18 protein-coding genes are annotated in these 19,689 nt (G+C 65.0%); 8 read left to right on the forward strand and 10 right to left on the reverse strand.

Annotated elements, in window-relative coordinates:
* Window positions 1–32: 32 nt before the first annotated feature.
* Together AC20117_RS10635 and AC20117_RS10640 are read right to left on the reverse strand one after the other, a co-directional pair.
* The gene (locus AC20117_RS10635) at window positions 33–1,889 is read right to left on the reverse strand and encodes a bifunctional sugar phosphate isomerase/epimerase/4-hydroxyphenylpyruvate dioxygenase family protein (RefSeq protein WP_074699761.1); all 1,857 of its coding nucleotides are present in this window, start codon (window positions 1,887–1,889) and stop codon (window positions 33–35) included.
* A 31-nt stretch (window positions 1,890–1,920) separates the two neighbouring features.
* Window positions 1,921–2,793, reverse strand: coding sequence for a shikimate dehydrogenase (locus AC20117_RS10640; protein ID WP_074699760.1), 873 nt, complete (start codon window positions 2,791–2,793; stop codon window positions 1,921–1,923).
* Between the two features lie 276 nt (window positions 2,794–3,069).
* On the opposite strand from AC20117_RS10640, the gene AC20117_RS10645 reads away from it, so the two are divergent.
* Window positions 3,070–4,401, forward strand: a complete 1,332-nt coding sequence (locus tag AC20117_RS10645; protein ID WP_074699759.1) for an MFS transporter — start codon at window positions 3,070–3,072, stop codon at window positions 4,399–4,401.
* Window positions 4,402–4,524: 123 nt separating this feature from the next.
* On the opposite strand, the gene AC20117_RS10650 is transcribed toward AC20117_RS10645, so the two are convergent.
* Both AC20117_RS10650 and AC20117_RS10655 read right to left on the reverse strand, forming a co-directional pair.
* The gene (locus AC20117_RS10650; RefSeq protein ID WP_074699758.1) at window positions 4,525–5,565 is read right to left on the reverse strand and encodes an LLM class flavin-dependent oxidoreductase; all 1,041 of its coding nucleotides are present in this window, start codon (window positions 5,563–5,565) and stop codon (window positions 4,525–4,527) included.
* A gap of 98 nt (window positions 5,566–5,663) precedes the next feature.
* Window positions 5,664–7,082, reverse strand: a complete 1,419-nt coding sequence (locus AC20117_RS10655) for a lipase maturation factor family protein (protein ID WP_074699757.1) — start codon at window positions 7,080–7,082, stop codon at window positions 5,664–5,666.
* Between the two features lie 179 nt (window positions 7,083–7,261).
* Here AC20117_RS10655 and AC20117_RS10660 point away from each other — a divergent pair, with 179 nt between their 5' ends.
* Together AC20117_RS10660 and AC20117_RS10665 are read left to right on the forward strand one after the other, a co-directional pair.
* Window positions 7,262–7,801 (forward strand): methyltransferase family protein, encoded by a 540-nt coding sequence (locus AC20117_RS10660; protein ID WP_074699756.1) that lies wholly within the window; start codon window positions 7,262–7,264, stop codon window positions 7,799–7,801.
* Window positions 7,802–8,279: 478 nt separating this feature from the next.
* Window positions 8,280–9,662, forward strand: a complete 1,383-nt coding sequence (locus tag AC20117_RS10665) for a threonine/serine exporter family protein (protein ID WP_170064973.1) — start codon at window positions 8,280–8,282, stop codon at window positions 9,660–9,662.
* Window positions 9,663–9,691: 29 nt separating this feature from the next.
* Here AC20117_RS10665 and AC20117_RS10670 read toward each other — a convergent pair whose 3' ends face one another.
* Window positions 9,692–10,552, reverse strand: a complete 861-nt coding sequence (locus AC20117_RS10670; RefSeq protein ID WP_074699755.1) for a siderophore-interacting protein — start codon at window positions 10,550–10,552, stop codon at window positions 9,692–9,694.
* A 94-nt stretch (window positions 10,553–10,646) separates the two neighbouring features.
* Window positions 10,647–11,405 (reverse strand): uracil-DNA glycosylase, encoded by a 759-nt coding sequence (locus tag AC20117_RS10675; protein WP_074699754.1) that lies wholly within the window; start codon window positions 11,403–11,405, stop codon window positions 10,647–10,649.
* Window positions 11,406–11,564: 159 nt separating this feature from the next.
* On the opposite strand from AC20117_RS10675, the gene AC20117_RS10680 reads away from it, so the two are divergent.
* The 3 genes from AC20117_RS10680 to AC20117_RS10690 all read left to right on the forward strand — a co-directional run bounded on the left by AC20117_RS10680 (window position 11,565) and on the right by AC20117_RS10690 (window position 13,016).
* Window positions 11,565–11,873: a DUF3263 domain-containing protein gene (locus AC20117_RS10680; RefSeq protein ID WP_074699753.1), complete on the forward strand. Its 309-nt coding sequence runs from the start codon at window positions 11,565–11,567 to the stop codon at window positions 11,871–11,873.
* Window positions 11,874–11,940: 67 nt separating this feature from the next.
* The gene (locus AC20117_RS10685; RefSeq protein ID WP_074699752.1) at window positions 11,941–12,639 is read left to right on the forward strand and encodes a LytR C-terminal domain-containing protein; all 699 of its coding nucleotides are present in this window, start codon (window positions 11,941–11,943) and stop codon (window positions 12,637–12,639) included.
* Between the two features lie 170 nt (window positions 12,640–12,809).
* Window positions 12,810–13,016, forward strand: a complete 207-nt coding sequence (locus tag AC20117_RS10690) for a cold-shock protein (protein WP_074699751.1) — start codon at window positions 12,810–12,812, stop codon at window positions 13,014–13,016.
* Window positions 13,017–13,120: 104 nt separating this feature from the next.
* Here AC20117_RS10690 and AC20117_RS10695 read toward each other — a convergent pair whose 3' ends face one another.
* Window positions 13,121–13,738: a TM2 domain-containing protein gene (locus AC20117_RS10695; RefSeq protein ID WP_074699750.1), complete on the reverse strand. Its 618-nt coding sequence runs from the start codon at window positions 13,736–13,738 to the stop codon at window positions 13,121–13,123.
* Window positions 13,739–14,131: 393 nt separating this feature from the next.
* Here AC20117_RS10695 and groL point away from each other — a divergent pair, with 393 nt between their 5' ends.
* Window positions 14,132–15,769, forward strand: coding sequence for a chaperonin GroEL (groL, locus tag AC20117_RS10700; protein WP_074699749.1), 1,638 nt, complete (start codon window positions 14,132–14,134; stop codon window positions 15,767–15,769).
* A gap of 93 nt (window positions 15,770–15,862) precedes the next feature.
* Here groL and AC20117_RS10705 read toward each other — a convergent pair whose 3' ends face one another.
* On the reverse strand, window positions 15,863–16,750 hold the full coding sequence (locus tag AC20117_RS10705; protein ID WP_074699748.1) for a DUF4031 domain-containing protein: 888 nt from the start codon (window positions 16,748–16,750) through the stop codon (window positions 15,863–15,865).
* Between the two features lie 51 nt (window positions 16,751–16,801).
* Here AC20117_RS10705 and AC20117_RS10710 point away from each other — a divergent pair, with 51 nt between their 5' ends.
* Complete coding sequence (locus AC20117_RS10710) at window positions 16,802–17,764, forward strand: RNase H family protein (protein ID WP_074699747.1); 963 nt, start codon at window positions 16,802–16,804, stop codon at window positions 17,762–17,764.
* Window positions 17,765–17,820: 56 nt separating this feature from the next.
* Here the strand turns inward: AC20117_RS10710 and AC20117_RS10715 are convergent, their stop codons facing one another.
* Entirely contained in the window at window positions 17,821–18,111 is a 291-nt protein-coding gene (locus AC20117_RS10715; RefSeq protein ID WP_074699746.1) for a WXG100 family type VII secretion target, read from the reverse strand.
* A 181-nt stretch (window positions 18,112–18,292) separates the two neighbouring features.
* Complete coding sequence (locus AC20117_RS10720; RefSeq protein WP_170064959.1) at window positions 18,293–19,684, reverse strand: sensor histidine kinase; 1,392 nt, start codon at window positions 19,682–19,684, stop codon at window positions 18,293–18,295.
* Window positions 19,685–19,689 lie beyond the last annotated feature (5 nt).

Here is a 19,689-nt window from a genome sequence, read left to right on the forward strand (position 1 = left end):
CCTAACTTTCCTTGCGGGCAATCCCAGTGATTCTAGCCGTGTTTGCTCAGCAGGTACTGCGCGGACAGGCGGACCGGGGCGTTCGGTGCGCCATACCCGTCGTAGCTGCTGCGGCGTTCGACTACTTCGAAGAAGACACTTCCCACGGTGGCGGTGTAGAAGTGCAGGAACTCGCCCGTCTCGTCCCGATCGTAGAGCAGGTTCAGTTCCTGCAGCGTGGCCAGCAGCTCCGGGGCAAGCCGGAAGCGGGCCTGCAGGTCCGCGTAGTAGTTGGCCGGGATCTTCAGGAACTCCAGCCCGCTGGCCACCGCGTTGCGGGCCAAGGCGATCAGGTCGGTGCAGGCGAAGGCGATGTGCTGCGGGTAGGCAGACTCCGCCGAGGGGCCCGGCTGTTCCATCACCAGCGGGGCGATGTTCAGCGCGAGGCGGACATTGCCGTCCTCGGTGCGCATGACCTGGCTGCGCACCAGGCCTACCGGGCTGGGGACCTCGGTGGACGGCCGCGGGGCCAGCGACAGCGTGCTTTCGTAGAAGAGGACGCTTTCGTCGAAATGCTGCCAGGGCTGGGCCAGATTGACGTGGTCGATATGGGTGATCAGGTCCTGGCCCGACCGCTTGGCGCCGTCGGTAGCGAATTCGTCCGTCCAGGCTGCCGTTCCGTCCGGCGTCGCCTCGCAGAGGAAGATCTCCGTGGAGTCCGGTGCCTTGACCGCCTGAAGCACGGCCTCGTTGGCCTGGCTCTGGCGCGGCACGGCGGTGGCCTTGAGCTGGAGCGCGCGGGAGGCGGCGACCAGCGGGTCTTCGACGTCGAAGGCCAGGGCCGCGATGGTCGGCTCAAGCCCGCGTGCCTGCTGCTCATTGATGATGATGCGGGCCTGGCCCTGCGTCCACAGCTGCACCGGCTTGGTGCGGTGCCGGCCCCGGAACGTGAAGCCGAGTTGCGAGAGCAGTTGCTGGACGTGCTCCGTGTTCTCCGCTTTGACCTCGGCGAAGTTGAAGCCGGTGGGCTCGGCGACCTGCGGCAGGGTGGCCAGCTGCATCGGGTAGCGGGCGTCCGGCCCGTCGGTTTCGAGCAGGTGGACCGAGGTGCGTTCCTCGAGCCAGATCAGCGAACGCATGGCATCGACGGCGGTGCGTTCCTCGTCGGCCTGGCGGAAGACGTCGTTGAAAATCTCCAGCGACACCGGCCCGTTGTAGCCGCTGCGGACCAGGTGGCCCATGAACTTGTCCAGTTCCCAGGCACCCTCGCCCGGGAAGACGCGGTAGTGCCGGCTCCAGGACAGGATGTCCATGCTCAGCTGTGGCGCGTCGGCCAGCTGGACGAAGAAGATTTTCTCCGCCGGGATCTTCTCGATTCCAGCCGGATTCCAGCCACGGGAGAGGATATGGAAGCTGTCCAGGCACGTGCCGATGTTCGGGTGGTCCGCCAGGTCCACGATCCGCATGGCGTGTTCGAAATCGTTGACAAATGTGCCCCAGGCCAGTGCCTCGTAGGCGATGCGGATGCCGTACCGGGCGGCGAGGTCGCCGAGCCGGCGGAGCTGGGCCGCGGCGAGTTCGTCGTCGTCGATCGTGGCGGTGCCGACGTTGCTGCAGAGCAGCATCAGGTCCATCCCGAGGCTGCGCATCAGCCGGAACTTCGCCTCGGCGCGGTAGAGGTTCTCCGCCAGCAGCTCTTCGGGCACGCCCTCGAAGTCCCGGAACGGCTGGTACAGGTCCAGGCTGAGGCCGAGCCGGGCAGCCAGGTCCCGGATTTCCTCGGGGCTGTGCGGGGAGACCAGCAGGTCCTGTTCGAAGATTTCGATTCCGTCGAAGCCCGCGTTGGCGCAGGCGTGCATCTTTTCTTCGAGCGTTCCGCTCAGGCAAACGGTGGCAATGGAGGTGCGCAACAGGGGACCTTTCGAAGGCAGTGGAGAAATGCTAGAGGCCTTGGGCCAGGAGTTCGAGGAAGTGTCCGCGCATGCGGGCCGGATCGGGCTCCAGTCCGGTGATGTAGCGGAAAGCATCGACCGCCTGGCCGACGGCCATGTGCCCGCCGTCGAGCACGCGGCAGCCCTTGGCAGCGGCGGTCTTGATCAGTTCGGTCTCCACCGGGCGGTAGATGACGTCGGCCACCCAGTGCCGCGGCTCAAGCAGCTCGGTGTCCAGCGGCAGGCCCGGGTGGTTGTACATGCCCACCGGTGTGGCGTTGAGGATTCCGTCGGCGGCGGCGAGGACGGCGGGGAGGTCTTCCATCGGTGCGGCGGCGACCTGCTGCTGGGGGAAGAGCTCGGCCAACGCGGCGGCACGTTCGGCGGCGCGGGCCGGGTCAAGGTCCAGCAGCGTCAGTTTTTGCGCGCCCTTCTTGAGCAGGGCGAAGGCGACGGCGGAACCGGCGCCGCCGGTGCCCAACTGCACCACCGAACTGAGTTCCGCATCCGGCAGCCCGTTGTCCATGCCCATGCTGAAACCGGAAAAATCCGTGTTGTGGCCGAGGAACTTGCCGTCCTGGATCAGGACGGTGTTGACCGCGCCGAGCCGGCGGGCGTCGTCGGAAATCTCATCCAGGTGTTCCATCACCAGCTGTTTGCAGGGGTGCGTGATGTTGAACGCGTTGTAGCCGAGCTCGCGGCCCTGGCGCAGCAGCTCGCCGACATCTTCGCCCGGACGGCCGAGCGACGTCAGGTCAATGGGCCGGTACAGATAGCGGATGCCATGGTGGTCAGCCTCGCGTTCGTGCATGGGCGGCGTCAGCGACACCGTGATCCCGTCACCGATCAGGCCGACTAAATAGGACTCCGACACCGTGCTCATGTGACTACCTTCCCTCGTTCGGTTTCTGCACAATTGTACGCATATCGCACAGGAGATGGAAGGCCGGGGGCGCGGAAGGTGAGGGAAGCCGGATGCGGGCGACCTGAAGGCTGGTCGGGCAGACGTCTTGCACATGCCCTGTGAGGTGGGCTACCTTTTAACAACCGTTCGATTTGTGCACATCCGTGCGGATTGCGCACATCATCCAGGCGGGCCACCCGCCTCCGGCCGTTTCCCCGGCCCGCCAGATCCCGCAGCAGTTGCAAGGAGCACTCCATGACCGCCGTTCACCAAGAGGATGAGGCCTTCGCCCATCACGGCAAGACGCCGAAGCGGGCTGCCATCGCCAGCTTCATGGGCAGCGCCGTCGAATACTACGACTTCTTTATCTTCGGCTCCGCCGCAGCGCTGATCTTCCCGCACGTGTTCTTCCCGGACGAAAGCGCGAATGCCGGAATCATGTCGCTGGCGACGTTCGGCTTCGCCTACATCGCCCGCCCGGTCGGCGCCATCTTCGTGGGGCACTTCGGCGACCGGATCGGCCGGCAGAAGGTCCTGATGTTCACGCTGGTGCTGATGGGTGCCTCCACGTTCATCATCGGCTGCATTCCGGACTTCCAGACCATCGGCTGGTGGGCTCCCGCCATCCTGGTGCTCTGCCGCCTGATGCAGGGGCTTTCCGCCGCCGGCGAGCAGGCCGGTGCCAGCTCGCTGACGCTGGAGCACGCTCCCGACAACCGCCGGTCCTTCTTCACCTCCTGGACCCTGACCGGCACCCAGGGCGGCCAGATCCTCGCGGCCCTGGTCTTCATCCCCGTGGTGGCCCTGCCTGACGAGATCAAGTACGGCATCGGCTGGCGCATCCCGTTCTGGCTCAGCGCTATCGTCGTCATCGTCACCTACTTCATCCGCCGTTCGCTGCATGAAACCCCGACTTTCGAGGCCGCCAAGGCCAACAACGAAATCGCGAAGCTCCCGGTCGCCGTGCTGCTGAAGAGCCACTGGCGCGACGTCCTGCGCGTGATCTGCTGCGCGTTCATCGCCGCCGTCTCCACTGTCTACGGCACGCTGGCAATCAAGTACGGCGCCGAGGTCGGCAGCGTCGATGAAGGCATTACGCTGTGGCTGGTGGTCGCGGGCAACATCGGCGCCCTGTTCACCCAGCCGCTCTTCGGCAAGCTTGCGGACAGGATTGGCCGCAAGCCGGTCTTCATCTACGGTGCCGTCGGCAGCGCGGTCTTCATGCCGTTCTATCTGCTCTCGATGGAATCGGGCAACACGCTGCTGCAGTTCACCCTGTCCGTGGTGACCTTCTCCTGCGCCTACGCCGCGGCCAACGCCGTCTGGCCCTCGTTCTACGCCGAGATGTTCAGCGCCAAGGTCCGCTTCTCCGGGCTGGCCATCGGCACCCAACTGGGCTTCCTAATGGCCGGGTTCGCCCCGTCCATCGTGGCGGCGATCGGCGGTATCCAGGAAGGCGGCTGGGTTGCCACCAGCATCTTCACCGCGGCCATCTGCGCCATCGCGGCGGTCTCCGCGCTGACCGCCCGGGAAACCTACAAGGTTCCGACCGAAGAGCTCGGCAAGCGCAAGCCGGTCACCGTCTAAATCCAATGCAGTAAAAGCCAGCGTACGACGCCGGCGGGAGACTTTTTCACAAGTCTCCCGCCGGCGTCGTGCTTGGTTGGGCAGTAGTTGGATGGCCTTGGCTGGTTGGCCTGGTTTGCCGGCCTATTCCGCGGCGAGCTGCTCGCGGACGGCGGGGGCCACTTCCTTGCCGTAGAGCTCGATGCTGCGCATCAGCTTCTCATGCGGGAGCGTGCCGAGGCTGTACTTCATATCCCAGCGGTTCAGCCCCAGACCCTTGGCCACCTTGACGATCTTGGTGGCCACGGTCGCGGGCGAGCCAACAAACAGGGCGCCGTCCGGGCCGGCCTCCGCCTCGAACTGTCCGCGGGTCATGCGGCTCCAGCCGCGCTCGCGGCCGATGCGTTCCTGCATGTCCACGTAGTGCGGCCACATCTCTTCCTTGGCCTGCTCGTCCGTGGCGGCGATGTAGCCGGGGGAGTGGGCGCCGACGGGCAGCCGCGGCTGGCCGAACTGGTCCAGGGCCTTGTGGTAGAGCTCCACGAAGGGCGCGAAGTTCATCGGGGCGCCGCCGATAATGGCGAGCATAAGAGGCAGGCCGTAGTGGGCGGCGCGCACCACGGACTGCGGCGTGCCGCCCACGGCAATCCAGGTGGGGAGCGAGCCCGAGGCCGTCGGCGGGTAGATCGTTTTGTTCTCCAGCGGCCCCCTCGTCTGCCCGGCCCAGGTAACCGGCTTTTCCTTGCGGAGTTCGGTGAAGAGCTGGAGCTTTTCGTCGAACAGGATGTCGTAGTCGGCCAAGTCCAGGCCGAACAGCGGGAAGGACTCGGTGAAGGAGCCGCGGCCGAGGATCACTTCGGCGCGTCCGTTGGAGACGGCATCGAGCGTGGAGAAACGCTGGAAGACGCGCACCGGATCATCCGAGGAAAGCACGGTGACGGCCGAGCCCAGCCGGATGTTCCTGGTCTGTCCCGCAATGGCGGCCAGGACCACCTCCGGTGCGGAGATGGCGAAGTCCTCGCGGTGGTGTTCGCCGATGCCGATGAAGTCCAGCCCTACCTCGTCCGCCAGCACCGCCTCGGCGACAACATTGCGGATCACTTGGTCCTGCGGGAGGGGCCTGCCGTCGGCGTCGTAAGTTACGTCCCCGAAAGTGTCCAGACCCAGTTCGATTTTCCGTGCCACGCTGCGGGCGCCTTCCTGAAGAATGATCAATGCGTTTGCATCATTTGTGGCAACCGCGCGGTGCGGAATCTTATTCCGGCCGGGTTATTCCGGCCGGCTTAGTCCGATCGGGCCTTCTTCATCGGTGCCACGAACATGCCGACCGGCCGCCGGATCCACCACAGCCCGGTGGCCTTCTTTTCCTGCCGGGTGGAGTAGCGGTAGTGGTAGACCAGAGCCCGGACCTGCCGGGGCGGTTCGCCGTCGAACGGATCGATCCTCAGCAGTTTCAGGGTCGCCCGGTCCGCAGCCAGCAGGCGCCGCAGGAACGGGATGAACCAGCTCTCGCCCGGTGCGCCGAGGGCCAGGAACCACATCAGCCAGTCCAGCCTCAGATGGTAGGGCGCGAACTGCCGCGGCATGCGTCCCGGGTCCCCGGGCTTGCCCCTGAACTCGTATTCCTGCCAGCTGACGCCGTCCGCCGTTCCCTCGACGATGATTTCGTAGCGCTCGCGGGTGATGCTGCCGAAGGCGCCGTAGGCATTGGCCAGATGCCAGCGGTTGAAGCTGGTGTTCATCAGCTGCCGCTTCGAGACCAGGTTGCGCGCCGGCCAGTAGCTCAGATAGACCATCAGGGCGGTCATGGCCAGGACAACGACGGCGAACCAGATCGGCGTGGGCTCGTAGTCCGGCGTCAGTTCCGGACTGCCGGGCAGCACCGCGGCGAGGGCATCGTCGCTGAGGGCAGCGGCGGCGGCCAGGATGGTCAGCCAGTTCAGCCACGCGAAGTTGCCCGAAACCACCAGCCACAGCTGCGTGATGATAATGATGACCGCGGCAATGCTGCCCACGGGCTGCGGGAAGAACAGGAAGAACGGCACCACCAGCTGGGCGAAATGGTTCCCGATGACTTCGGCCTTGTGCAGCGGCTTGGGCAAATGATGGAAGTACCGGCTGGCGGGGTTGGGCATCGGCTGCGTCTCGTGGTGGTAGTACAGGGCGGTCAGGTTCCGCCAGACCCGGTCCCCGCGGATCTTGATCATGCCGGCCCCGAATTCCAGCCGGAACGTGAGCCAGAGGAAGAGCCAGAGCACCGTAACCGGCGGGGCAATCTCGTTGGAGCCCAGGAAGGCGGCGAGGAAGCCGGCTTCGAGCAGGAGCGTCTCCCAGCCGAAGCCGTAGAACGTCTGCCCAACGTTCACGATGGACATGTAGAGGCCCCAGAGCAGCAGGAAAGCAAGCATCGGCAGCCACGGCGGCCCCAGCTGCGGCAACCCGGCCACCAGGGTTGCGGCCACGGCGGCGCCGGTCCACGCGACCGCGAGCAGCAGCTTGTCTGAATAACGCCAGCTGAACAGCGTCAGCCCGCGGGCGGCGGAGCGGGCCAGATACCGCGGCACGGGCAACAGCCCATGCTCCCCGAGCAGGGCCCGGAACTGCGCGACGGCGGAAAGGAACGCAATCACGTAGACGGCGGCGATCCCGCGCTGCAGCACCTGCCGCGCGACCTCGAAACCCTCGGCGTCCAACCAGTTCATGTACTTCCAACGTTAGGACGGCCGGCAACACTGTCAAGGTTTGCCCGGCGGAACATCCTGTCCGGACCGAAGCTGGCGGCTGCCGGATACCGGGCCTGCAACAGCCGGACCATGTTCACCGGGAGCCGGACCTGGCCCGAGGGGTTACATCCCCCGTGTCCCGGGGCCACAATGAAGGCATGAGGGATGCGGCGCAGGCAGAACAGAGACGGGCCGTCCTCGGAACAGCGGCCTTCGCGGTGGCTCCGGTGGTGGCCGCCGGTGTTGTGCCCTGGCTGCTCACCCGCTGGCAGGCCCGGACCCCGCTGCCGGGTGGGTTGCCGGCCAGAGCCGCCGGTGCGGTGCTCACCGCCGGGGGTGCCGCCGTCGTTATTGAATCTTTCATGCGGTTCGCGCGGGAGGGCCTGGGCACGCCCGCACCGATCGCGCCGACGAAATACCTGGTGGTCACCGGGCCGTTTCGCTACGTGCGCAACCCGATTTACGTGGCGCTGCTGGCGATGATCCTCGGCGAGGCGCTGGTGCTGGGCCGGCCAAAGCTTCTCGCTTACTGCGCTGTCATGGCCGTTCCCGTGGGGCTTTTCGTCAGGCTGTACGAGGAACCGGCCTTGGAGCGGCAGTTCGGTGATGAATACCGCCGCTATAAGCGCAACGTACCAGGTTGGCTCCCGCGGCTGACGCCGTGGCGTGCCGAGGGAAGAAGCGGCATCGAAAGCTAGCCATCCGGCCCGTCGCGGACAGCGCAGCCGCCGCCGCATGTGATGCGTTTCTCGACGCTTTCACGGCTTGCGGCAACGGCCGTGTGGGAGGATGAAACCGGCCAAAAATTCACCCCGAAAACACAGGAACGGAGGGGCAGTGCAGGACAAGGACGGCCAGCAGGATTCAGGTACTCCAATGTCGCCGCGGGTCGGCAGCCTGCCCATCATCAAGATCCCCCGCAGGCCCGCCGATATGCCGGAAAACGGGGCTGCCGGGGAGACCGGAGAGAGCCCGGATCCGGGTTCGGCGACACCGCCGACGGCGAAGCAGCCGGTCGGCAAAAACGGGCATCCCAAGCGACCGGGCACCAAGCCCAAGGCCAAGCCTGCTATCCCCGGGAAACCGGTGGCCAAAGAAGCCAAGCCCGTTCCGTTCGGCACCGCTCCGCTGCCGGCGCCCAAGGGCCAGCAGCGCACCAACGCCGCTGCCCGCCGGATGCTGCGCAAACTGGTGCAGGGCGAGGCGCCGCCCACGGCCCCGATGAGCATTGTTGAACGGCTCGCGGGGAGCCCGTATGCCAACCCCATGATCCAGGCCGCCGGTGTGGACACCTCCGCCCGGCTCACCCTTGATTTTGCGCTGGATCTGGCCGAGACCATGTTCCGCTACGGCGCCGGCGCCCTGGAAGTGGAAACGAGCATCATTGCCGTGACCGCGGCCTTTGGGCTGCGCGAGATCGACGTCGACATCACCAACCAGTCCGTGCTGATCAACTATGCCAAGGCGGATACAGTCCCGCTGACCCTGATGCGCGTGGTGCGGTCCTGGACGAACAACTACGCCGGTTTGTCCCTGGTACACCAGCTGGTCACGGACATCGTCAACGGTGGTGTGGGGCGGACCGAGGCCAAGGAGCGGCTGCAGGAGATCGCCGCACGGCCCAAGCCGTTTGCCAAGTGGATGGCCATCGGCGCCGGCGGCGTTTTCGCCGGTTCCATCGTGGCGTTCCTCGGCGGCGGGATCTTCGCGTCGCTGGTGGCCATGCTGTCAACCGTGCTGATGGGTCTGCTGGGCCGCAAGCTGGGCAAATGGCGGGTTCCGGACTTCTTTGTCACCGCGATCGGATCCTGCCTAGCCACGGCGGTTGCCCTGCTGTTCTGGCAGCTGCAGGTTCCGTTGAGCCCGTCGCTGGTGATCGCGGGCGGGATACTTTACCTCCTGCCGACAGGCCGACTGGTCTCTGCGACCCAGGATGCGATCAACGGCTTCCCCGTCACGGCGGCCGGCCGTTTCCTCTCTGCCTTCCTCACCTTTGCCGCCATCGCCTCCGGTGTGGCCGTGGGCCTGGTGGGCGGCGAACTGGTGGGCGTCAGCCTGCCCGAGGTCTTCGTGAACGGGGAGGGCGAATACCCCTATGTGGTGCGGGCGCTGCTGCTCATGATCGCCACCATGGCCATCTGCATCACCGAGCAAACCAAGCTCAGCATGCTGGTGCCGACGGCCTTGGTCGGTCTCGTGGCACTGCTGCTCTACGACCTTGTCCTCATGGCCGGAATCGGGGAGCGGATAGGTCCGGCGCTGGCCGCCGTCGTTATTGGTTTCCTGGGCCGCATTGTCGGCTTGCGGATGGGCTCACCGCAGCTGGTTGTGGCGGTGCCCGCGATCCTGTTCCTGCTGCCCGGGCTGTCCGTCTTCCGCGGCACCTACGACCTGACGGTCAACGTGGACGACCCCTTCGTGGGCGTGCTCAACCTCTTCGGTGCGCTGACGGTGATCCTGGCGATCTCGGGCGGCACGGTCCTCGGCGACAATTTGGCTCAGCCCTTCACCCGGGACATGGGCTCAAACGAAGGCCGCCGCAGGAACCGCCGCCGCTAACTGGTGCGGCCGCTTAGCCGCCGACAGGCCTAGGTGGCCGGGTAGTTCTCCGGAAAGATCTGCCCGACCTCGGTCCGCTTTTCCGCCTGGAACGCGTCCTCGGCCCGGCCGTAGGCCCAGTAGCCGGAGATGGAAACCTGCTTGCGGTGCAGCCCGCGCTCCTTGAACAGCACGTCGCGCAGCGATTTGATGGCACCGCGCTCGCCGTGGACAAACGCATCCACGTCACCGGCAGGCCAAGCCAGCGTCGCCACCGCATCCCGCAGCAGCGTGGTGGTGCCCGGGACCTGGCCCTCGCGGAAGAGCCAGTGGAACTGGAGGCCGGCGGGAGCATGGAGCTCCTGGATGTCCGCTTCGGAATCCACCTCGATCAGGGCATGTCCGATGGCGTGTGCCGGCAACGCTTCGATGGCCGCGCCGATGGCCGGCAGCGCGGAATCGTCTCCGGCCAGGAGGTACCAGTCGGCGTCGGGGTTGGGAGAGTAGGCTCCGCCCGGACCGGTGAACATGACCCAGTCCCCGGTCTGGGCCTTGAGCGCCCACGGTCCCGCCAGTCCCTCGTCGCCATGCACGACAAAGTCAATGGCGATTTCGCCGGCGGTATGGTCCACGTTGCGGACCGTGTAGGTGCGGGTGACCGGCAGCTTGTCCGCTGGCAGGGTCTCCTTCAACTCTGCGACGTCCACCGGGAGCTCAACATCCAGTTCCGGGTCGAGGAAGAAGATCTTCACGTACTGGTCCGTGGCGTCCTTGGCCGCGAACTTCCCGAAGCCCTCGCCTCCGGCGAAAACCCGGACCATGTGTTCGGAGAGGCGTTCGGTCCGCAGCACCTGAAGGTTCGTCTGGGGCTTTCGTGGACGGGCGGGGCGGGCTCCGGGCTGGGCAGACATGAAAACGGCTCCTGAATACGCAAGGCGTGGGGAAGGCTGATGGGGTACTACTAAGGACAACCTAACCCACCACAGGTTTTGTTCCCAACCACTATTACTGTGGCAACCGCCAGTCCACCGGATCCGCGCCCTGCGCCCGGAGCAGTTCGTTGATCCGGCTGAAGGGGCGGGAACCAAAGAAGCCGCGTGAGGCGGACAACGGACTGGGGTGCGCGGATTCGATCCGCGGCACGGCGTCCAGCAAGGGTGTCAGGTTCTGGGCATCCCTGCCCCACAGGACCACCACCAGCGGACCGCCCCGCGCCACGAGCGACTTGACCGCCAGCTCGGTCAGCTCTTCCCACCCCTTGCGACGGTGCGCCCCGGTCTTGCCAGCCTCCACCGTGAGGACCCGGTTGAGCAGCAGCACCCCCTGATCAGCCCAGGCAGTCAGATCCCCGTGCGGTGCCGGGGGAATGCCCAGGTCCGAGTCCAGCTCCTTGTAAATGTTGGCCAGGCTGCGCGGCAGCGGCCGAACATGGCCTTCCACCGCGAAACACAGGCCGATCGAATGCCCGGGCGTAGGGTAAGGATCCTGCCCGATCACAAGGACTTTGACGGCCGAGAGCGGCCGCTGGAAGGCCCGCAGAATGTTGGCGGGCGCCGGCAGGATTTCACCGCCGGCGGCGCGCCGCTGTTCAAGGTAGGCAGCCAGCTCATGCACCGTTTGCGTCACCGGCGCCAGGACTTCGGCCCACTCGGGATGCATGACTTCATCCAGTGCGGCCGGGGCAGAGAACGGAAAAGGTTCCCGGGTGGCCACCGCTGACCCCGTGGCCGGAAGCTGGAACAGTGCGCCGTCGTCGTCAGTCATCTTCCTATGGTCGCTGATCGCTGCCCGGGCGGGCGAACCGCCGTCCAACCTTAGGCGCCATGCGCGGGCGCCGCGGCGTGCACAAATGACAGGCTAGTGATTCGTTACCATGGTGGAGGACAGTTTCCCCTGCAAACAAAACGGAAGTGATGGTGTGTCTTGGCTGGTTCCGTCGATGCCAGTGCGTTTTCCCTTGACGCCGAGCTGGATTCATCGAGCCCGCTGAGCGAACGCGACCAGAAAATGCTGGCGCTGGAACGGCAGTGGTGGAAGTATGCGGGTGCCAAGGAACAGGCCATCCGCGAGCTCTTCGATATGTCCGCCACGCACTACTATCAGATCCTCAACGGCCTGATCGACACCGAAGAGGCGCTGGCCCACGATCCGATGCTGGTCAAGCGGTTGCGCAGGCTGCGGACGTCCCGTCAGCGCGCACGCACTGCCCGCCGGCTGGGCACGGACGCCTAGCCTCGGGTCAAACGGTTCGACCGACCGCGCAGATATTTTCGATACAACTAAGGACGCACTCTTAGCGATGACCAAGTATTCCCGGGACGAGTTTGACCAGGTGCCCGAAACTTCAGACCGCCACGGCGTCCACCGGGCCCACATGGCCGCGGCGAAATCCAGCGGACTCGGCCTGATCATCCTGGCTACCGTACTGGCGCTCGCCGTCGGCGTCCTGTCCTTCTTCGTCCTGCCGCTGCTCGGAGCGGGCGGCGCAAGCACGGAACTCCAAGCCACCGCGGCGCCCTCGGCCAAGTCGGCATCCCCGCATGCCGCTGAGGGAACGGCCGAACCCACGGATGACGCCAGTGAACCAACTGTGGACGCAGCGGGAGAGGCCACGGAGACTGCCGAGGCGCCCACTGCGGACGCCACCACCGAGGCCGCCGAGGAACCGGCCGAGGAGCCCGCGGATGAGGCCGCCGAGGCTGCGGCGGCCGTGAATAAAGCCGATCCGGTGCTGATCTTCAACAGCGTCGGCGTCACCGGGCTCGGCGGCGCGGTCTCGCAGACGGTCACGTCAGACGGCTGGGCCGTCGGGGTCGTGGACAACTGGCAGGGCACGCCCATGGCCAACTCCGTGATCTTCTACAACCCCGGCCAGGGCGCCAACGCGCAGGCGCTGGGCGAACTCCTGGGCATCACGGACCTGCGCGAGACCGCGCAGAGTGCGGTCTCCGAATATGTCACCGTGGTGCTGGGCCCCGGATTCCAGCAAAACAGCTGATCACGTCCCTGTTTCCGCCGGTTCCGAGAGTCTTCGGCCGGCCCCGTATTACACCTCCATAACATCTCTGTGCCGCCGCTCACACCCGCGCTGCAGCGTGGGTAGAGTGAGCGCATCTCCGGCGCCGGAAACAGAGGCGGCGGGGCCAGGTCTAGAAATATGGAGAGCATATGGCGCAGGGAACCGTCAAATGGTTCAACGCGGAAAAAGGCTACGGCTTTATCACCGTCGATGAAAACGAAGCTGACGTATTTGTGCATTGGTCCGCCATCCAGATGGACGGTTACCGTTCCCTTGAGGAGGGCCAGCGCGTTGAGTTCGAAATCGGGGAAGGGCAAAGGGGGCCGCAGGCTGAGGAAGTGAAGCTCGCTTCCTGATCTTTGCCAAATTACGACGGCGGCGTGCGGCTAATGATTTAGCCGCACGCCGCCGTCGTATGCAGTTATAAAGACCGCCCTCGCCTGCTTGGGCGGGATGCCTGTTACTCCTTGAGCGGAACGCCCTTGGCATCGCGGCGGAACATTTCGGCTCCGACCAGGATCATGATGCCTTCGACGAAGCCCCAGACCGCACCGAGGCCGAAGGTGACGATCGTGACGACGATCTGCAGGATCCCGATGCCGACGTAGCCCAGATAGAAGCGGTGGATACCCAGACCGCCGAGCAGAATGCCCAGCAAGCCGCCGATCAGGCGGGACTTCTGTTCCGGGTAGCCTGCGTAATACGGCTGGCCCGGCTGGCCGTAGGGAGCCTGGCCGTACTGCGGCTGCGCGTAGGGATTCTGGCCAAGTGGCTGCTGGCCGTGCGGCTGTTGTCCATAGGGGGCCTGCCCCTGCGGCGGCTGGCCGTAAGGCGGTTGACCCTGAGACTGCCCGTACGGTGGTTGGCCTTGTTGTGGCTGCCCGTACGGAGCCTGCCCCTGTGGTGCTTGGCCGTAGGGAGGCTTTCCTCCGGGTGCCGGCTCACCGGGCATATTGCCCAGGGGCTGGGTGGGGTTGGGGCCCGCGCCCCGCAACGGCTCGGTGGGATTCTCCCCGCGGGATGGTCCGGGCTGGTCCTGCCCGGCTTTGTCCTGCTTGCCGTCCGGATTTTCCGACATGTTCTTTTCCTTCGGTATGTAATGGTGCTGCGTGACTACCTACAATCTACGGCCCGGCACGGGCCGGTTCTATCGGGGGCCACCCTGATCTTGGGGTCAGTGGGGCTCAGGGTATTACGCGTGTGGTGAAGCGGCCCGACTAATGCTGGATGCAGCTTGCACTCAACCGTGGTGAGTGCTAATTATTGTGTTAGCACTCTCGCTGGTTGACTGCTAAGCAGTCGGCCGACGGGGGAGAGTGAAAAATCCAAACCACTGGGGTGAGGGTAGCGGTGCGGCGTAAAGAGATCGCCGCCGTCGTTATCCGTCCGTCGCGGGCATCGCAGTGGTTAGCAGTCCTGGGTTACCCAGGCTGCGCCCGCTGTCTACTGTCCAGAAGGGACGTATGCCGCCATGGCAAAGATCATTAGCTTTGACGAAGAGGCCCGCCGCGGCCTCGAGCGTGGACTGAACATCCTCGCTGACGCTGTTAAGGTCACGCTCGGCCCGCGTGGTCGCAACGTTGTCCTCGAAAAGAAGTGGGGCGCCCCCACGATCACCAACGATGGTGTTTCCATCGCCAAGGAGATCGAGCTCGACGATCCGTACGAGAAGATCGGCGCAGAGCTCGTCAAGGAAGTTGCCAAGAAGACCGACGACGTCGCCGGTGACGGTACCACCACCGCAACCGTCCTCGCCCAGGCCCTGGTCAAGGAAGGCCTGCGCAACGTTGCCGCCGGTGCCGATCCGCTGAGCCTCAAGCGCGGTATCGAAAAGGCTGTTGACGCTGTCACCGCCGAGCTGATCTCTTCCGCCAAGGAAATCGAGACCAAGGAGCAGATTGCTGCTACCGCCTCGATCTCTGCAGGTGACCCGCAGATCGGTGAACTGATTGCTGAAGCCCTCGACAAGGTTGGCAAGGAAGGCGTTGTCACCGTCGAGGAGTCCAACACCTTTGGCCTCGAGCTCGAACTCACCGAAGGTATGCGCTTCGACAAGGGCTACATCTCCGGCTACTTCGTCACCGACGCAGAGCGCCAGGAAACGGTCCTCGAAGACCCGTACATCCTGATCGTCAACTCCAAGATCTCCAACGTGAAGGACCTCGTTGCAGTTCTGGAGAAGGTCATGCAGTCCGGCAAGCCGCTGCTGATCATCGCCGAAGACATCGAGGGCGAGGCTCTGGCCACCCTGGTAGTCAACAAGATCCGTGGCACCTTCAAGTCCGTCGCCGTCAAGGCTCCGGGCTTCGGTGACCGCCGCAAGGCTCAGCTGGCTGACATCGCCATCCTGACCGGTGGCCAGGTCATCGCCGAGGAAGTTGGCCTCAAGCTGGAGAACGCAACCCTCGAACTGCTGGGCCAGGCCCGCAAGGTTGTTGTCACCAAGGACGAGACCACCATCGTTGAAGGTGCCGGCGACGCCGAGGAGATCGCAGGCCGCGTTTCCCAGATCCGCGCCGAGATCGACAACTCCGATTCCGACTACGACCGCGAGAAGCTGCAGGAACGTCTGGCCAAGCTGGCCGGCGGCGTTGCAGTCATCAAGGCCGGTGCCGCAACCGAGGTTGAGCTCAAGGAACGCAAGCACCGCATCGAGGACGCTGTCCGCAACGCGAAGGCTGCCGTTGAAGAAGGCATCGTCGCCGGTGGCGGCGTGGCCCTGATCCAGGCCGGCGCCAAGGCGTTCGCCAACCTGAACCTTGAGGGCGACGAAGCAACCGGCGCCAACATCGTCAAGGTTGCTATCGATGCTCCGCTGAAGCAGATCGCCTTCAACGCTGGCCTCGAGCCGGGCGTTGTTGCCGACAAGGTCCGCGGGCTGCCTTCCGGCCACGGCCTGAACGCTGCAACCGGCGTCTACGAAGACCTGCTGGCTGCCGGTGTGAACGACCCGGTCAAGGTGACCCGCTCTGCTCTGCAGAACGCGGCCTCCATCGCCGGCCTGTTCCTCACCACCGAGGCCGTTGTCGCTGACAAGCCCGAGAAGAACGCTCCGGCCATGCCGGGTGGCGACGACATGGGCGGCATGGGCGGTATGGGCGGCTTCTAGGAAGTCCGGCGAAAGCCACTTCCGAGCCGGTCAACGTCTGACCAGTTCCAACAGGAAGGCACGGTTCCCGATCGGGAACCGTGCCTTCCCGGGTTAAGCCGCGGCCAGTTCGGCGCGCAGGTTCTGCCGGGCCTGGGCCAGCCAGAGCCTGCGGGCGGTGGCCGTCCGGTACAACGGCTCCAAGGCCAGCAACCGGCGGACGACGGCGGTGCGGCCAGCTACGAAATCAGCGTCACCGACGTGCGCATACTCTTGCCGGACTGCGGCGAGGTAGCGGTCGTAGGTGTCCGGAGGGCTGCCGAGAACCGACAGGTCTGCATCGCACAGCAAGGCACCGGACGCGTCGCTATCAGCCGGAGCGTGATGCGCTGTCAGCAGCACCAGACGGGCCGTCTCAGCGACCTCCTCAAGTCGGCAGCCTGCGTCGGCCAGCTTCCCGCGTGCCAGTGCCGCCGAATCTTCTTCATCCTTGCCTGCCACTCCGTTGTAGACGGCGTCGTGGAACCACGCGGCCAGCCAGACCGCCCGGGATTCCGTGCCCGGCCGCTCGCCATGATCCTGAAGGGTGCGCAGGGCCTCAATGACCGCGAGCAGATGCGAGTGATCGTGGTAGCGCCGGTGCTTCTCGCCCCATCTGGCAATGAGCTCCCGGCCCAGACGCTCCCGATCAGGCAGCAGAGCATTCCAATGCTGCAGCAGTACGTGCTCCAGCTTTCCGGGTCTGCGGCGCGCCGGCACCCGCAGTCCGCTGGCGATCAGCCGACGCACCAGCTCACCGCCGGAAACGGCCAAGGCACCCCGGGCGACAAGTTCCGCATGCCGCTCGGCTGGAACATCGTAATGGTCCAGATCAAAGGCCCGGCGGGGGACTCCGGCGGCGGCCGCAAACTCGTGCAGCTGATCCAATGAGGAGTCCGAGACCAGGTGCGAAAAATGCGTTCCGTGGGCCGGCCACAGCGGGGGATCAATAAGAATTGCCACCCTGCCAGCCTATGTCCGATAGGGCCTTGCCGATCTGAAAAGATGGAGACTATGACGATTACTGCTGCCGCCGACGGCTCTGCCCTCGGCAACCCGGGCCCTGCCGGCTGGGCCTGGTACATTGACGAAAATTCCTGGGCAGCCGGAGGCTGGCCGCACGGAACCAACAACCAGGGCGAGCTCATGGCGGTGCTCGATTTGTTCCGTGCCACGGAACACTTGCCGGAAGAGTCCCTGCACATCCTCTGCGACAGCCAGTACGTCATCAACTGCATCACCAAATGGATGCCGGGCTGGAAGCGCAAGGGCTGGCGCAAGGCCGATGGGAAAGCTGTGCTTAACGTTGACCTCCTCAAGCAGATCGACCAGGTCATTAAGGGCCGCAGTTACAAGTTCGAATGGGTGAAGGGCCACGCAGGGCATGACCTGAACGAGGCTGCCGATGTCCGCGCCCGGGCTGTTGCCTTGGCTTTCCAAAACGGATCGGTGATTCCTCACGGGCCCGGCTTCCAAGGGCGAGCGGCCTCAGCCGCCGCTGATACTCCCGCCGTCGCCCAATCGGCCGTCCGGGTTGCGGAGCCGCGCCTGCCTCAGCGGGCCGACAGCCCGGAGAGCCCGGAGCCCGATCTGTTCTCAGAGCTGGAGGACTTCTCCGCGGAGGACACCCAGGAACCTGTCGAGGAACTGATCGTCAGGCTGGAACAGGAACTCCTCAGCCCCGGCACGCGAGCCGACTTCGGACGTCTTGCTGTGCTCCTGCACCCGGACTTCACCGAGATTGGGCAGTCGGGCCGGATGTGGACCAGGGACGACACGATCAGTGCGCTCCAGGGAGATCCGGAGACGGAAGCAACCGTGGAGGTCTTCGCCGCTGAACGGCTTGGCGAAGACAGCGTCCTGCTGACCTACCGCAGCAGCTCGCGGACGGGTTCGGCTCTGCGCAGCTCACTGTGGCTCCGCGAGGGGGAACAGTGGCGGCTGCGGTTCCATCAGGGAACGCCGGAACAGAGCTGACCGGCAGCGGCGGCGCGGGTCCAGGTGCGGGATTCCGGCCCGACTGCGGTTCTTGGTCACGCCATGAACATACGTGCGTTGGCTTCTTCGGCCTGAGCATACTGCTGCGATGCTTGGGCAAGCGCCGTATTGATGCTGGCCAGGGACTCTTCAACCTTCAGCTGCGTTGCACGCCAGTCAGTGATCAACTGCTGGAAGTTCGCGGAAGCGGAGCCCGTCCACAATGATTCCAATTCCCGCAGCCCGGACTGCATGGTGTTTACCTCGGCCTGCAGCCGGCCGATGGTGCCCTGGACCGCCATGCTCTTAGCGTTCAAGGCCTCACTGTCCACATGGAATACAGCCATGATGTTCCCTTCGAAGTAGTTGATCCAACGGATACTTCGAGGCTAGGGAGCGTAAGGAGTGCACGCGAGGGGCCAGCCTGAGATTGTGGATAACGCAGAGTCTTGGGACCGGGTGGAGGACGACAGCTCCGTGGCTATTACGGCTTCCCCCGGTCCAGGGGCAAATGTCGCAGCCCCTGAATCAGTTGTATTCGAAGACGCTGCGGTCGTCGTCGGGCGCTGGCTCATAGGGAATCCGTATGGACATGGTCGCCCCGCCGCCTTCCGTGTCGAGCAATCGCACCGTGCCGTCATGCTGGGCGACCAGTGCCGCGACGATGGCCAGGCCAAGTCCGGTACCGCCGGTCTCGCGGTAGCGTGAGGAATCCGCGCGGTAGAAGCGTTCGAACACCCTGGCCGCTTCTTCCTCCGATATCCCGGGACCATGGTCGCGGACCTCGATCACGGAGTCCTTCTTGTCGTCGATGACCGGTTCAACACCGACCGCGATTTCGATGGGCGATCCCTCAGGCGTGTAGCGAAGTGCATTGGTCATCAGGTTGGCGACGACCTGACGCAGTCTGCCTTCGTCCCCAACGATCGGCGCAGGCTGGGCCCCGGCACCGTCGAGCCCGATGACTTTGATGTCCCGGTCCGGAGCGCTTGCGCGGGCGTCCATGGCCGCATCGTTTCCGAGCAGCAGCAGGTCCAATGGCTTTGCCTCCAACGGACGGGCTTCGTCCACGCGCGCGAGCGTGAGGAGGTCTTCCACGAGCTGGCCCATTCGGGTGGCCTCGCTCTCGATCCTGCCCATGGCCGCGCCGACGTCGTCCTGGGTCTGCAAGGCCCCGTGGCGGTAGAGCTCGGAGAAACCGCGGATGGTCACCAGAGGGGTGCGCAGTTCGTGGGAAGCGTCCGCGACGAACTGCCGCATCCGCTTTTCGGAAGCTGCGCGGCCGGCGAAGGCGGTTTCGATGTGGGCGAGCATAGCGTTGAGCGAACTGGAAAGCTTGCCGATCTCCGTGTTCGGGTTACGCACTTCGACACGGCGGGTCAGATCCCCGGCGGCGATGGCTGCTGCAGTTTTTTCGACTGTGCTCAGGGGTTTAAACGCTCGCGTGATTGCCAACCAGGCGATGATGGACGCCGCCGCCGTCGCGAACAATCCGAGCAGAAGACTCAGCGCCGTGGCCGTCTCGACCGTTGTTTCCACCTCCTCATACGAGGCCGCAATCGTCACCGTGCCGAGTTGATTTTGCAGGGTATATACGTAGGCTCGCCAATGAGGACGGTCCGGATCCTTGCTTTCGACGGTGTACCAAAACTCTCCCCCTTGTTGACGCACGTCGGCATACGTCCATTTTTGAAGGGCGGGAACATCTTCACTGGTCTGAGGAGTTTCCTTGGCAATGCCGCCATTAGGAAGAAGCATCAGCCCGTGGTAGTCTCCGAGCGGAACTGCCCCTGAAGGGGACAACAGTGCGATACTCATGCTTCCGGCATTAGCCTTGAGCGTTTCGTCCAATCGGTTGACGAGGTCGTTTCTCAGGAAATGGATAGTCAGCGCCGACGTCAGTGCGATGGTAGCGGCCATCAGCA

It is taken from the genome of Arthrobacter crystallopoietes (assembly GCF_002849715.1).
GTDB lineage: Bacteria > Actinomycetota > Actinomycetes > Actinomycetales > Micrococcaceae > Crystallibacter > Crystallibacter crystallopoietes.